Source organism: Oleisolibacter albus, from assembly GCF_003336875.1.
Lineage (GTDB): Bacteria > Pseudomonadota > Alphaproteobacteria > Azospirillales > Azospirillaceae > Niveispirillum > Niveispirillum album.
On sequence record NZ_QGNJ01000001.1, the window covers coordinates 380,515 to 395,440 of the forward strand.

9 protein-coding genes and 1 tRNA gene are annotated in these 14,926 nt (G+C 68.5%); 5 read left to right on the forward strand and 5 right to left on the reverse strand.

The annotated features are described in order from the left end of the window. Positions 1-119 precede the first annotated feature (119 nt). A tRNA-Gln gene (locus DK368_RS01835) sits at positions 120-193 on the forward strand. 187 nt (positions 194-380) lie between these two features. On the opposite strand, the gene DK368_RS01840 is transcribed toward DK368_RS01835, so the two are convergent. Beyond that, a complete protein-coding gene (locus DK368_RS01840; RefSeq protein ID WP_240002288.1) occupies positions 381-2,066 on the reverse strand; it encodes a methyl-accepting chemotaxis protein in 1,686 nt (561 codons plus the stop codon). Positions 2,067-2,494: 428 nt separating this feature from the next. Between DK368_RS01840 and DK368_RS01845 the strand changes: the two genes are divergently transcribed. The 3 genes from DK368_RS01845 to DK368_RS01855 all read left to right on the forward strand — a co-directional run bounded on the left by DK368_RS01845 (position 2,495) and on the right by DK368_RS01855 (position 7,298). Then, entirely contained in the window at positions 2,495-3,739 is a 1,245-nt protein-coding gene (locus tag DK368_RS01845; protein ID WP_114391834.1) for a YeeE/YedE family protein, read from the forward strand. Between the two features lie 184 nt (positions 3,740-3,923). Beyond that, positions 3,924-5,477: an ATP-binding protein gene (locus tag DK368_RS01850; RefSeq protein ID WP_114391835.1), complete on the forward strand. Its 1,554-nt coding sequence runs from the start codon at positions 3,924-3,926 to the stop codon at positions 5,475-5,477. Between the two features lie 123 nt (positions 5,478-5,600). Next, positions 5,601-7,298: an AMP-binding protein gene (locus DK368_RS01855; RefSeq protein WP_114391836.1), complete on the forward strand. Its 1,698-nt coding sequence runs from the start codon at positions 5,601-5,603 to the stop codon at positions 7,296-7,298. A 112-nt stretch (positions 7,299-7,410) separates the two neighbouring features. Here the strand turns inward: DK368_RS01855 and DK368_RS01860 are convergent, their stop codons facing one another. The 3 genes from DK368_RS01860 to surE form a co-directional block, all read right to left on the reverse strand. Next, on the reverse strand, positions 7,411-10,587 hold the full coding sequence (locus tag DK368_RS01860; protein ID WP_114391837.1) for an efflux RND transporter permease subunit: 3,177 nt from the start codon (positions 10,585-10,587) through the stop codon (positions 7,411-7,413). After that, complete coding sequence (locus DK368_RS01865; RefSeq protein WP_114391838.1) at positions 10,584-11,840, reverse strand: efflux RND transporter periplasmic adaptor subunit; 1,257 nt, start codon at positions 11,838-11,840, stop codon at positions 10,584-10,586. Before DK368_RS01865 ends, DK368_RS01860 begins: the two co-directional genes overlap by 4 nt. Before the next feature lie 210 nt (positions 11,841-12,050). Then, positions 12,051-12,806, reverse strand: coding sequence for a 5'/3'-nucleotidase SurE (gene surE / locus DK368_RS01870; RefSeq protein WP_114391839.1), 756 nt, complete (start codon positions 12,804-12,806; stop codon positions 12,051-12,053). Positions 12,807-12,872: 66 nt separating this feature from the next. On the opposite strand from surE, the gene DK368_RS01875 reads away from it, so the two are divergent. Then, complete coding sequence (locus DK368_RS01875) at positions 12,873-13,208, forward strand: DUF1491 family protein (protein ID WP_114391840.1); 336 nt, start codon at positions 12,873-12,875, stop codon at positions 13,206-13,208. Between the two features lie 39 nt (positions 13,209-13,247). Here DK368_RS01875 and DK368_RS01880 read toward each other — a convergent pair whose 3' ends face one another. Further along, positions 13,248-14,846 (reverse strand): CYTH and CHAD domain-containing protein, encoded by a 1,599-nt coding sequence (locus tag DK368_RS01880; protein ID WP_162305819.1) that lies wholly within the window; start codon positions 14,844-14,846, stop codon positions 13,248-13,250. Between the last annotated feature and the right edge of the window lie 80 nt (positions 14,847-14,926).

Genomic DNA, 14,926 nt, shown 5'->3' on the forward strand with positions numbered 1-14,926 from the left:
GCAGAAAAAATCTCAAAAAAGGGCTTCACAACCCCAAAACCCCCTGCTATAAGCCCGCCCACCCCGCCGGTACCGCTGAAACACAGCGGCGCGACACTGAAGCGAACCGGTGGCCCTACTGGGGAATCGTCTAACGGTAGGACAGCGGACTCTGACTCCGCCAGTCTAGGTTCGAATCCTAGTTCCCCAGCCAACCTCTCCCAATACTTCAGCATGATGGACCGGAAAACCGGTCGGTACGGCCTGCGCCTTGCGCACCTGCCATGGCGGCAGGCCAGGGGCACAGCGCATCGGCCCTCAGCCACGCGGAGGCCTGCCCAGCAAACGGGTGGCCCGCCCGGGGCCGCCCGCATGTGTGCCGATTGTCCGGCCTTCAGAGATCAGCCGGCCCGCCGGCCGCCGGCGGCATCGCGCACAACCTGCACCAGCACCCGCTGCAGGCTCTCGATGCTGGCTGCCAGTTCGCCGGAAACACGGCCGACCTGGCCGGCCTGGGTCCCGGTCTGTTCGCTCTCCTGCGACACTGCCGTGATGCGCTCGGAAACCTCCCGCGCCGCCCCCGAGGTCTCGCCGAGATTGCGGCTGATCTCATGGGTGGCCGCCGCCTGCTGCTGCATGGCCGCGGCCACGGAACCGGAGATCTGATCGACATCGGCAATGGCCGCCCCCATCTCCTCCACTGCCTGCACCGCGTTGCGCGTGGCCTCCTGGATGTCGCGGATCTGGCTGGTGATCTCTTCCGTGGAGCGGGCCGTCTGCGTCGCCAGATTCTTGACCTCGCCGGCCACCACGGCAAAGCCTTTGCCGGCTTCCCCAGCCCGCGCCGCCTCGATGGTGGCATTCAGGGCCAGCAGGTTGGTCTGGGCCGCGATCTCGGTGATCAGGGCCACCACCTCGCCGATGCGTTCCACCGCCGTCGACAGCGACCGGATGGTCGCCTGGGTGCGCGTGCCGGTCTGCACCGCCTGCTGCGTGACGGTGCTGGAGCGGGCGATCTGGCTGGAGATTTCCCGGATCGAAGCCGCCAACTCCTCCGTTGCCGCCGCGACGTTGCGCACATTGGCCTGAGCCTGTTCCGCCGCGGCGGCCACGCTCTGGGCATTGGTGCTGACGCGGCGTGCCGATTCCGCCATGCCGTCGGCATCGCGCACCATGCCGCCGGTGCGCGCCGCCACCAGATCGACGGCCCGGCCAACCTCCTGCTCCACCGTATCGGCCATGGAGCGCAGGGCGGCCTGCCGGTCCAGCTCCGACTGCCGCTGATGCTGCACCCGTTCATGGTTGGCGTAGTTCATGCGGGCTTTCACCGCCCGGAGCTGGGCACGGATGCGGGCGAATTCGGCCACGTCGGAACTGGGGATCACGCTCATGAAATCGCCACGGGCCATGGCGTCGAGATGCTGCTCCACCCGCCGCAACGGCTCCCTGACCTTGGCCAGGACGCCATATCCTGCCGCCGCGGCAACGGCGATGCCGCCAGCCAGCAGCAGACAGACCAGCAGCCCCCGCTCGGGAGCGCTGGCGCAGGCCAGCACCCCCATGACGATCAGTCCGGCCAGCAGCAGCAGATAGGAGGCCCACAGGCGAAAGGCGATGCTGGCGGCCACGCTGCGACAGGTTTCCAGGACACCGCGGCGGACGATCTGGCCATCCACCAGCCCGATCCCGTGGCTCTGACCGGCCTGGAGGGCCGCATAGACCCGCTCCGCCTCGGCCACCGCCTCCCGTGACGGCTTGGACCGGATCGAGATGAAGCCGGTGACCTGTCCATTCTCCGTCAGCGGGGTGACATTGGCCCGGACCCAGTAATGATCCCCGCTCTTGGCCCGGTTCTTGACGATGCCCTCCCAGGGGCGGCCGGCCCGGATGGTCTCCCACAGATTGGCGAAGGCCGCCTTGGGCATGTCGGGATGGCGGACGAGATTATGGGGCGCGCCGATCAGCTCCGCCTCGCTGTAGCCGCTGATCGCGACGAAATCCGCATTGGCGAAGGTGATCAGACCTTTGAGGTCCGTGCGGGAGACAAGAACTTTGTTATCGTCAAAAACGATTTCACGCCCTGTCACAGGCCCATTGTTCCGCATGGCACCAATCCCGCAGCATCTGCACGATAGCTGAAAGAGGGAGCAAGAATCGATCCAGGTCAATTGAAATAAAATGACGATAACGGCTGGTGACAATAGATCTCACCAGCAAGGTGCTTTGTTAATACATTCAACAACATATGACCAATTGAAAAAACGACAAGCTACTACCGCGACGTTAGTTTCATCACACGCGCTTGTTTTTATGCTTGCGATGCGCCCGGACAATGGTTTTTCTGCCAACTATAGATCGGGCAGCGCCGAACAGAACCTGTCCCCGGCGCTGTCCCGCACCCCATGCAATTCCCCCATGCCAGAACCGGCCTTTCCTTCCGGGCAAGATCCCTATCTACAGTTATTGAGCGCTGTTTTTGCTTTTTCACATTTATTTTCTGTTATGGAGCACCAGCATGACCGACATATCCCTGCCCCGGACAGACGGCCGTGTCACGGCCAGTCCCGGACCGCTGGCTGGCATCGACTGGCGTGTGGTGGCCGTGGCGGCTCTGACGCTGGCCGGAGGTGCTGCCTGGGTCGGCGGCGCCGTGTCCGGACGTCAGGCCGCGCTCTATCTGTTGGGCGGGGCGCTGGGGCTGGTGCTCTACCATGCCCTGTTCGGCTTCACCTCGGCCTTCCGTGTCTTCATCGCCGACCGGCGCGGTGCCGGGCTGCGGGCGCAGATGGTGATGCTGGCCGTGGCCTGCGTGCTGTTCTTCCCGGTGCTGGCCGCGGGCAGCCTGTTCGGCAGTCCGGTCAGCGGGCTGGTGGCGCCGGCCGGCACCTCCGTCGTCGTCGGCGCCTTCCTGTTCGGCATCGGCATGCAACTGGGCGGCGGCTGCGCCTCCGGCACGCTTTACACGGTGGGCGGCGGCAGCACCCGCATGGTCGTGACGCTGGCCTTCTTCATCGTTGGTTCGGTGCTGGGCGCCTGGCACCTGCCCTGGTGGCAGACACAGCCCAGCCTGCCGCCCACCTCGCTGGTCAGGCTCTGGGGCTGGCCGTTGGCCCTGGCTGCGCATCTGGCCGTCTTTGCCGCGGTCTATGCCCTGACCCGGGTGCTGGAGCAGCGGCGCCATGGACGGCTGCTTGAACGCCCCGTCGAAGGTCCGTTGTCCGCACGGCTGCTGCGCGGTCCCTGGCCGCTGGTCTGGGGTGCCGTGGCCCTGGCCTTGCTGAACTTCGCCACCCTGGCCCTGGCCGGACGGCCCTGGGGCATCACCAGCGCCTTTGCGCTCTGGGGAGCCAAGGGGTTGGCGCTGACCGGGATCGACGTGGCCGCCTGGCCCTTCTTCCAGGCCCCGGCCCAGGCCAAGGCGCTCCAGGCCAGCGTGCTGGCGGACGTCACCTCGGTCATGGATTTCGGCATCATCCTCGGCGCCCTGCTGGCCGCCGGTCTGGCCGGCAAGTTCGCCCCCGTCTGGCATCTGCCCTGGCGCTCGCTGGCCGCGGCAGTGATCGGCGGGCTGCTGCTGGGCTATGGATCGCGTCTGGCCTATGGCTGCAACATCGGCGCTTATTTCAGCGGCATCGCCTCGGGCAGTCTGCATGGCTGGCTCTGGATCGTGCTGGCCCTGGCCGGCAACTGGGCCGGCACCGCCCTGCGCCCGCTGTTCGGGCTGGAGGTGGAGCGCACCCCGCGCCAGACCTCCTGCTGATCGCCACCTCCCGGTCAAAGGGCGGGCCATATGGGTCCGCCCTTTTTGCTGCCAGCCCTGCCCCTGCGCTGACCCAGCCAGGGGTGCTTGCCCCGTGCACCGGCGGACGGGCTGCGCTATAGGAAGGGCCCCGTCCGGCCGGGATCCGGACCAGGGACACATTCCGCAAGAGACGCAGGTGGGTATGAAGGTCGGCATCGACATGGGGCAGGCATCCGACGGCGCGTCGGTGGTCATGGACCTGGAGGAATTGCTGGCAACTCGCCTGCTGGTGCAGGGCAACTCCGGCTCGGGCAAGTCGCACCTGCTGCGCCGCCTGCTGGAGCAGAGCGCCCGCCATGTGCAGCAATGCGTGGTGGACCCGGAAGGGGATTTCGTCACCCTGGCCGACGCTTACGGCCATGTCGTCGTGGATGTGGCCGAGCACAGCGAAGCCTCGCTCCAGCGCGTCGCCGCCCGCGTGCGCCAGCACCGGGTCTCGACCGTGCTGAATCTGGAAGGTGTCGATGTGGAGATGCAGATGCGTCTCGCCGCCGCCTATCTGGGCGGGCTGTTCGATGCCGAGCGCGACTATTGGTATCCCATGCTGGTGGTGGTGGACGAGGCCCAGCTCTTCGCCCCCGCCGCCGCCGGCGACGTCTCGGACGAGGCGCGCAAGGCGTCGCTAGGCGCCATGACCAACCTGATGTGCCGTGGCCGCAAGCGCGGTCTGGCCGGCATCATCGCCACGCAGCGTCTGGCCAAGCTGGCCAAGAATGTGGCGGCGGAGGCCAGCAACTTCCTGATGGGCCGCACCTTCCTCGACATCGACATGGCCCGCGCCGCCGACCTGCTGGGCATGGAGCGGCGCCAGGCCGAGATGTTCCGCGACCTGGAGCGTGGCCGCTTCATCGCCCTGGGGCCGGCCGTCAGCCGCCGGCCGCTGCCGGTGCGCATCGGCGGCGTGGAGACGGCGGGCCGCGGCGGCTCGCCCAAGCTGATGCCATTGCCGGAGACGCCACAGGAAAACGCCCGTGATCTGATCCTGACACCGACGGACGGCGAGCTGCTGGCCCCGCCCCCGCCGCCGCGGCGCACCCCGCCCCCGCCGCCCCAGGACATCAACCAGCTGCTGCGACAGGCCGGCCAGCGCCAGGCCGAGGCCGCGGCCGCCCAGGCCGCCGCCGGGCCGGAACTGCCGGACATGCCGCCGGAGGAACTGGAGGCGCGGCTGGACGCGATCCTGCGCGATGTGCTGGCCGACCCGGACTCCGCCTTCCGCACCGATGCCGTGCTCTATCAGGATTTCCTGGTCCGCTGCCGCATCCACCGGCTGCGCGGGGAGAGCATCGACCTGCCGGAGTTCCGCCGCCGCGTCGGCGTGGTCCGCGCCGGTGTCGATGCCGGCGGGGCCGGCACGCCGGAATGGGAGCAGGCCGTGACCGCCTCCCGCGACCTGCCGGAGGATATGCAGGGCGTGTTCCTGCTGCTGGCCCGCGCCGCCCTGGCCGGCGCCCCCTGCCCCTCCGATGCAGAAGTAGCCCGTGCCTGCGGCAGCCGCAGCCCCGGCCGCGCCCGTCGCCTGCTGAGCTATATGGAGCAGCGCGGCGTCATCGTGCAGCGCAGCCTGCTGGGCGGCATGCGCGCCATCGGCCTGCCGCATCTGGGCCGCCAGACTGCTGCCGGTGATCCCCACGCCCAGCCGCCCGGCAGCGAGGACGGCGCCGCGGACGAGGGCGGCCTGTTCGCCGCAGGCTGAACCCGCGTCCTGCCAGTCCTCCTCCCAACGGGTGATCCCTCCCCGTCCCGCTCCGCCTTGTCGCGTTCCGCCCGGTCGGGCACAGTGCCCGGCAGACAAGAAAAACCAGGAGGAGGACCGCCCATGACGACGGCAGGTGAGGAGTTCATCGCCGCCCGCGACGCCCTGTTGGCCGCCCGTACTGATTATGCCGGCGCCGTTGCCCGCTTCCGCTGGCCGGCGGCGGAGCGCTTCAACTGGGCGCTCGACTATTTCGACCGCATCGCCCGCGGCAACGACCAACCGGCCCTGCATGTGGTGCAGGAGGATGGAAGCGCGGTCCGTCTGACCTATGCCGATCTGGCCGAACGCTCGTCGCGGCTGGCCAACTGGCTGCGCGGGCAAGGCGTCGGCCGCGGCGACCGTATTCTGCTGATGCTGCCCAATGTCGCCCCGCTGTGGGAGGTGATGCTGGCCGCCATGAAGCTGGGGGCGGTGGTCATTCCCGCCACCACCCTGCTGGCGGGCGAGGAACTGCGCGACCGGCTGGAGCGCGGTGGCGCCCGCTTCGTCATCGCCCTGGCCGAGCATTGCGCCAAGTTCGCCGGCATGGCCGACCATCTCGGCCGTATCGTCGTGGGTGCCGCAGGCGGCACCCCGGCCGGTTGGGCGGCACTGGAACAGGGTTATCAGGCCCCGCCCGACTTTACCCCCGACGGGGAGACGCGTGGCGATGATCCGCTGCTGCTCTATTTCACCTCCGGCACCACGGCCAAGCCCAAGCTGGTGCTGCACACCCACCGTTCCTACCCCGTGGGGCACCTCTCGACCCTGTACTGGATCGGGCTGCGGCCCGGCGACATCCACTGGAACATCAGCTCTCCCGGCTGGGCCAAGCATGCCTGGAGCAACCTGTTCGCGCCCCTGAACGCCGGGGCCACGGTGTTCGTCTATAATTTCAGCCGGTTCCAGGCCAAGGCCGTGCTCGACGCCCTGGTGACATACGGTGTCACCACGCTCTGCGCTCCGCCCACGGTCTGGCGCATGCTGATCCAGGAGGATTTGGCAGCCTGGCCGGTGAAGCTGACCGGGCTGGTCGGCGCCGGCGAGCCGCTGAATCCCGAGGTCATCGAGCGGGTCAAGGCCGCCTGGGGGCTGGAGATCCGCGATGGCTACGGCCAGACCGAGACCACGGCCCAGATCGGCAATCCGCCGGGCCAGCCGATCAAGCCGGGCAGCATGGGCCGCCCCCTGCCCGGCTACCGCGTGGCTCTGCTGGACCCGGACGGCAACGAGGCGGAGGAAGGGGAGATCGCGCTGTCCCTGTCGCCCCGCCCGGCCGGGCTGATGGCGGGTTACCAGTCGGCGGCCGACGCCCCGGTACAAGCGCCGGACGGCGAATACTACCGCACCGGTGACGTGGCCAGCCGCGACGCCGACGGGTACCTGACCTATGTCGGCCGCGCCGACGACGTGTTCAAAGCCAGCGACTACCGCATCAGCCCGTTCGAGCTGGAAAGCGCCCTGATCGAATGTCCGCTGGTGGCGGAGGCCGCGGTCGTCCCCTCGCCCGACCCCGTGCGGCTGGCCGTGCCCAAGGCCTTCCTGGTCCTGGCCGGCGGACGGGAGCCCTCACGCGAACTGGCCCTGTCGATCTTCCGCCATATCCGCGATACCCTGCCTCCCTACAAGCGGGTACGCCGGATCGAGTTCACCGACCTGCCCAAGACCATCTCCGGCAAGATCCGCCGGGTGGAACTGCGCAAGGCCGAACAGGCCCGCAGCGACGGCCGCCATGCGCAGGAATTCTGGGAAGAGGATTTCCCCGAACTGCGGGGCTGAGAGTCCGACGGGCGGGCGTTCAGGAACGCGACCCGTTCTGATACCCCGCCTCTTCCCATGAAAAAGCCCGGCGGTTGACGCCGCCGGGCTTTTTCGGACATCTGAACCGGTGTTATTCCGCCGCCGGCTCGCCCACCATGTGGCCGCCATGGTGGGCAGCCGCCCGACCGCCGAAGAAGCGGCGGATGGCCACATAGAAGACCGGGGTGAACAACAGGCCGAAGAAGGTCACCCCCAGCATGCCGAAGAACACGGCGGTGCCGATGCTCTGCCGCATCTCGGCGCCGGCACCACTGGCGATCATCAGCGGCACCACGCCCAGGATGAAGGCGAAGCTGGTCATCAGGATCGGCCGCAGGCGCAGGCGGCAGGCCTCGATGACGGCGTCGAAGCGGTCCCGACCCTCCGCCTCCAGCTGCCGGGCGAACTCGACGATCAGGATGGCGTTCTTCGAGGCCAGCCCCACCAGCACCACGAAGCCGATCTGGGCCAGGATGTTGTTGTCCATGCCCCGCATCATCAGGCCGCCGACCGCCGACAACAGACACATCGGCACGATCAGCAGGATGGCGAAGGGCAAGGACCAGCTCTCATACTGGGCAGCCAGCACCAGGAAGACGAAGAAGACGCACAAGGGAAAGATGTAGAGGGCGGAATTGCCCGTGGTCTTCTCCTGATAGCTGAGGTCGGTCCAGGCCACGTCGTACCCGGCCGGCAACTGCTGCGCCGCCACCTGCTCCATGGCGGCGATGGCCTGACCGGAGCTGAAGCCCGGCTTGGCGTCGCCCTGAAGCTCCGACGCGGGATAGAGATTGTAGCGCAGCACCCGGTCCGGCCCGGTGACGAAGCGGAAATCGACGAAGCTGCCCAGCGGGACCATACGGCCGGCCTGGTTGCGCGTCTCCAGCCGGGCGATGGTCTCGGGATCGAGCCGGAACGGCCCGTCGGCCTGCGCCGTCACACGGAAGGTGCGGCCGAACAGGTTGGTGTCGTTGACATAGGCCGAGCCGAGATAGACCTCCAGCGTATCGAACAGGTCGCCGGCGGACACGCCCAGCATCTGCGCCTTGACCCGGTCGATGTCCACATAGACCTGCGGCGCCTTGGCGCTGAAGGGAGTGAACACATTGGCCAGGCCCGGCGTCTGGTTGGCGGCCATGGCCACCGCCCAGGTCGACTGCTCCAGATCGGCCGAGCCATGGCCGGCCCGGTCGAGGATACGCATGGTGAAGCCACCGGACGTCCCCAGCCCCTGCACCGGCGGCGGCTGCACCACGAAGATCATGGCCTCGGGAATGGCGGCGACCTTCATCTGCACCTGCTGCTGCAACGCCACCGCCGAAGGACGCTCGCCATGGGGTCCCATGACGGCGAAGATGGCGCCGGCATTGGTGGCGATGGTGCGGGTGGCGCCGGAGAAGCCGGCAAAGGTGGCGGTGTGCTCGATGCCCGGCGTCTCCAGGATCATGCGCTCGGCCCGTTTGATCACCTTGTCGGTGTTGGCCAGCGACGTGCCTTCCGGTGTCTGCACGACAACGATGAGATACCCCTGGTCCTGGGCCGGGATGAAGCCCGACGGAACCCGCGTGAACAGATAGCCGGTCAGCGCGATCAGGGCGACATAGACCACCAGCATGATGGCGGTGGCGCGCGACAGCCGGCCGACCAGACGGCCATAAACCTCTCCCAGCCGGTCGAAACCGCGGTTGAAGGCGCCGAAGCCGCGCTCCACCAGCCGTGAGGCCAGCCCCAGCCGGCGGTTGGCCTCGTGATGGTCGGGGTTGTGGGCCTGCAGCAGCATGGCGCAGAGCGCCGGGCTCAACGTCAGCGAATTGAAGGCCGAGATGATGGTGGCCACGGCGATGGTGACGGCGAACTGCCGGTAGAACTCGCCCTGGATGCCCTCGATGAAGGCGGTGGGAATGAACACCGACGACAGCACCAGGGCGATGGACACCAGTGCTCCGCCCACCTCGTCCATGGTGATGCGGGCGGCCTGCACCGGGCTGTGGCCCAGGGCCAGGTTGCGCTCGACATTCTCCACCACCACGATGGCGTCGTCGACGACGATGCCCACCGCCAGCACCAGCCCGAACAGGGTCAGGTTGTTGATGCTGAAGCCCAGCGCCGCCATCACGGCGAAGGTGCCGATCAGCGACACCGGAATGGCGATGATGGGGATCAGCGTGGCGCGCCAGCGCTGCAGGAACACCAGCACCACCAGCACCACCAGTGCCACCGCCTCATAGATGGTGTGCAGCAGCTCGTCGATGGACTTGGCGATGAATTCGGTGGGGTTGTAGATGATGCGGTATTCCAGCCCCGGCGGGAAGGACTGGGACAGGGTCTTGATGGTCTCCTGCACCCGCGCCGCCGTGGCCAGCGCGTTCGATCCCGGCAGCTGGGAAATGGCCATGACCACGGCCGACTTGCCGTCGAGATAGCTGTTGGTGACGTAGTCGCGCGCACCCAGTTCCACCCGCGCCACATCCTTCAGCCGGACCACCTGCCCGTCGCGGCCGCTCTTGACGATGATGTTCTCGAACTGGACCGGGTCGGTCATCCGCCCCTGCAGGGTCAGATTCAGCTGATAGTCGCGACCGGTGTCCAGTGGCGGCTGCGCCAGCTGGCCGCCCGCCACCTGCACGTTCTGCGCCTGGATGGCGGCCACCACATCGCTGCCGGTCAGTCCCAGATTGGCGATCTTGTGCGGGTCCAGCCAGACACGCATGGAATAGTCGCGGGCGCCGAACATCTGCACATTGCCCACGCCCTCCACCCGGGCCAGAGCGTCCTTCACCTGCAACAGCCCGTAATTGGAGATGTAGAGCTGGTCATAGGTGTCGTCCGGGCTGATGAGGTGAATCACCATCATCAGGTCCGGGGAGTTCTTGCGCGTGGTGATGCCGATGCGCCGGGCCTCTTCGGGCAGGCGCGGCTCGGCCACGGCCACCCGGTTCTGGACCAGCACCTGGGCCTGATCCAGGTCGGTGCCCAGCTTGAAGGTGACGGTCAGATTCATCTGGCCGTCGCTGGTGCTCTGCGAAGACATGTAGAGCATGCCCTCGACACCGTTGACCTCCTGCTCGATCGGCGCCGCCACCGTGGAGGCCACGGTTTCGGCATTGGCACCGGGATATGTCGCGTTCACCGTCACGGTGGGCGGCACCACCTCGGGATACTGCGCCACCGGCAGCGCCCGATAGGCGATGAAGCCCACGGTCAGGATGACAATGGACAGGACGATGGCGAAGACCGGCCTGTCGATGAAGAAACGACCGATCTTCATGGCCGGGCCTCCTTGACCGTGGCACCGTCCGTCGGCACCGCCTGCACCGATTGCTGCGGCGGCTGGATCGGCTGCTCCACCGGCGCCACCGGGCTGCCGGGCCGGGCTTTCTGCAGGCCGGCAGTGACCACACGGTCGGCGGGCTGCAGCCCGTCACGGATCACCCGCAGCCCGTTCTGCAACGGACCGGGGGTCACCGGGCGGTACTGGGCCTTGTTCTCCCCGTCCACCACCAGCACGAAGCGGCGGCTCTGGTCGGTGCCGATGGCGCTGTCGGGCAGCAGCAGGCCGGCATAGTCGGCCCGGCCGATCAGGCGCACGCGGGCGAACTGGCCCGGCGTGAACAGCAGATCGGGATTGTCGAACACGGCCCGCACCTGGATGGTGCCCGTGGACTCGTCGATGCTGTTGTCGATGAAGTCCAGATGGCCGGCATGGGTGAACGCCTTCTCGTCCGGCAGCGCCAGCGTCACCGGCGTCGATTCCGGCTTGGCGCTGGGGCCATCGCCCGAGCGTGACAGGCGGACATAGCGCAGATAGGCGGCCTGGTCGGCGTCGAAGGTGAAATAGATCGGATCCAGCGAGACAATGGTGGTCAGAAGCGTGCTCTGCTCCGACCCGCCGCTGACCAGATTGCCCACGCTGACCAGCCGGTTGCTGACGCGGCCGGTGACCGGGGCCTTGACCTGGGTGAACTCCAGATCCAGCTCAGACGTGCGCAGGTTGGCTTCCGCCTCCAGCAGCGAGGCCTGGGCCGCCTGCATCTCCTGCGCCCGCTGATCCAGTGTCGATTGCGATACCGCCTGGGTCCGGCGCAGGTCCTGCGCCCGGTCCAGTTCGCGCTGGGTCAGGGCCACATTGGACCGGGCCTGCTGCACCCGGGCACGGGCCGCATCGACCGCCGCCTGATAGGGGCGCGGATCGATGACGAACAGCAGGTCACCCTTATAGACGATATCGCCATCCTTGAAGGCGATGCGGTCGAGATAGCCGCTGACACGGGCGCGCACTTCCACCCGCTCCACCGCGGCGAAGCGGCCGGTATACTCATCCCATTCCCGCACGGTCTGCTGTACCGGCGTGCTGACCGTCACCTGTGGCGGCGGCGGCGCGGCGGCCGTCTGGTCCTTGCCGTCGCCGCAGCCGGCCAGCAGCATGGTGCCAGCCGCGGCCAGACCCAACAGGACGCCGCGGGCGCCCCGGCCCGCGACCGCGCCATCAAGGCCGGTACGGTTTGCTTGGCCGAAAATCATGGAACCCCTCCATCTCTCCCCACCGAGGCGGAGAGATGGGAGGAGCAGCCCCCTCTTGCCTTTCAGATTCTTGCTGCGAAATGATGGGATGCCATAAAAAAGACGTCAGCCCGGCCTTATTACGCCGCTTCTGTGATTCCGATCACATCAACCTTGTGATGACCATCACAGTCCTTGTGACGTCCATCACAAGACAGCTCACGACCTTGATTACAATTTATGCATTTGCGCCAATATTTGTTCATCGGTCTGGTCGAATCCGATCGGCGTCACGGCCACGCCCCTGCGCCGCAGCACCGCCACGTCGCTGTCCGCCGCCTGTTCCCGCGGCTGGCGGCGGAAAGCCAGCCAGTGATAGTCGCCGCCACGGGTGTCGGTGCGTGTCTCCACATCGACGCCCAGCAGCGTCCCACGGCTCTGCCGGGCCGGTTCGATGCCCCCGACCTCATCCGGTGCCACATCGGGGAAATTGACGTTCAGGACCCCGTCCGGCGTGCCGAAGCGCTCGACAACCGCCTCGACCAGCCCGGCGGCCGTGTCCCAGCGCACCGCGTCCCGGTCGCGGAAGGCCTGGCTGAAGGCATAGGCGGGCAAGCCGAACAGCCGGGCCGTCAGCGCGGCGCTGACCGTACCGGAATAGGCGATCTCGTCGCCGATATTGGCACCGCGGTTGATGCCCGACAGAACCAGATCGGGCGGGCTGTCCAGCATCAGGTGACGCAGGGCCAGGATGACGCAGTCGCTGGGCGTGCCGGCCACGGCGAAACGGCGCGGCCCCCGGGGATAGACCCGCAGCGGCGCATGCAGGCTGACGGCACGGGACACGCCGGACTGGTCATGCTCCGGCGCCACCACCCAGACCTCCTGTGCCAGCCGCGCGGCCACCTCCGCCAGCACGGCCAGTCCCGTGGCCTCGATGCCATCATCGTTGGTCAGCAGCACGCGCGTGAACGGGAAGGCTTGCATTTGCCGGGTCCGGGTTGTTGGGTGGGGCGTCAGGAAACCCCATCCCGCCGCGGGAGTCGAGCCGCAATGGACCAGCGCCTGCCCACCCATCTCTATGTCCAGGCCCATCTCTGGCGGTGCAGCGCCGCGGGCATTCCCGCCTATGTCCAGCGCAAGGGCGAGCGGGAAAGCGGTATGATCGTGCTGAAGGTCACCCTCCCCTTCCAGGGGGCACGGGTCTTCAGCCAGAGCCGCGACCTGGACGGCAATCTCGGCTGGCTCGCCGGCCTCAACGGCGCCCTGGTATCGGAGTCCGAGGCCGACGCCTATATCGAGCGTCAGGTGAAGCGCGATCCCGACCTCTGGGTGGTGGAGGTGGAAAGCCGCGACGGCAGCCATCCCTTCGACGGCAAGGCGATCTGAGGTCGCCCCGAGGCCACCAGGTCGGAACTGCCCCGACCGTCAGGCCCAGCCGCCAGCCGCCTGCTCCACGCCGCGCCACACCTCCGGCAGTTCGGCCAGGGCACGGTCGCGGGCACGGGCCAGCCGCGCCAGGGCCGGCTTCGCTGCCCGCTGCATTTCCGCACCCTCAGCCACCGTGCCCAGCAGGTCCGCAGCCTCCTGGCTATCGGCCACCCGCTTCAACACGGTGCGCAGCGCCTCCACCGCCGCCATCAGCGGGCGCACCCGCTCGGCCGGCATGACGGCCCGGCAGAAATCCAGGGCGTAGCGCAGACGCTGCGCCCGCTTCCACAGCCGCGGCCAGGTCTCGGCGGTGCCCTCGCGCTGCAGCCGCAGCATGGCCTTGGTCAGACGGCGCAGCCGGTGGGCCAGCAGGGCCGCGGCGCTCTCGCCCATGGTTCGGTCGAACAGACCGGGGCCACCGCCGTCCGGCCGGCACCAGTCGCCCTCCTCCAGCCAGGCGGCGAAATCCAGCAGGAAGCCGGTCCAGCGCGGCCCGGCCAGCAGCGCCAGCGCCGCATCGCGTGTTGCCTGGCGCTGGGCCGTCACCAGCACGTCCAGCCGGCGCGGCAGGCTGTCGCCGCCGGCCAGTGTGCGCAGGGCCAGCCGGTCCCAGGCCCGCGCCTGCTCCAGCACCCGGCCCAGCCGCTTCAGCTCGACCCGCAGCCCCGCCCCGCGCGGACTCTCGATCAGGTCCTTGAACAGGCTGTAGCCCGCATCGAGACGGCGCAGCGCCGCCGCCATCTCGCGCAGCGCCTCCGGGTCGCCGCCGGCCAGCAGGGCCGTCTCATTGTCCAGCAGCTGTGACAGGGCGTTGCGGCCGATATGGCGGAAGGCCTCGGCCACGGTGGTCACCGGCGACACCCCCAGCGGCTTGGCCGGGCTGGCGGCCGGCCGTTTGCCGGTCAGCAGGGCGAAGCCCGCGTCGGCCTTGCTGCGGGTGGTCAGGCGCAACGGCACCCGCCGGTGGATCTCCGCCGCCAGCCGGAACAGGTCGGCCACACGGCCGGCCACCAGTTCCAGTTCGATCTCGCTGATGGGCTGGTGGGCGCTGCCGCCACCGGGCGGAGACGCCGTGGCCGTGCCGCGGTCCAGGGCCAGCTCGATCTCCGTCACCAGATCGGGCCGCAGCCGCATGACGCCGCGCTGAACGTCGGTGGTGAAGACGGGACCCAGGCGCGCCGCCATCTCCGGCGGGATGGCCAGTTCCCCGCCGGTCAGCAGCGCCAGGTCGGGCGTATCACCGGACACGGGCCAGTCCCATTCGCGGCGGACGGCGACGGCGGCGGCATCGCCGTCACCGCCGCCCAGGGTCTTCACGGTCTGCACCCGCTTGCTCCCCTGCCGCCGCAGCCGCAGGGCAAAGCCACGCCGGACCAGATCAAGGGTGGGCGTGTCGTAATAGGTGGTGACCTGCCGCAGGCGCAGGGTATCGCCCACCCGCATGTCGGCCAGCAGCGGCAGCGCAGCGATCCGCTCCAGGTCGGCCGCGGCCACCAGCAGCTTCAACTCCACCTCCCGCCCGGGAATCGCCGGGGCCGCGGCAGGGGCTGCCGCCGGGCGCATCGGGTCGTGGGGACGGGGGTCACGCACGCTCATCACCTTATCCGGGCTGCATCCGCGCCACGGTTTCGGAACCATGGGCCGGAGGCGCCTCCTGCTTACCGCAGCCGCGGCCC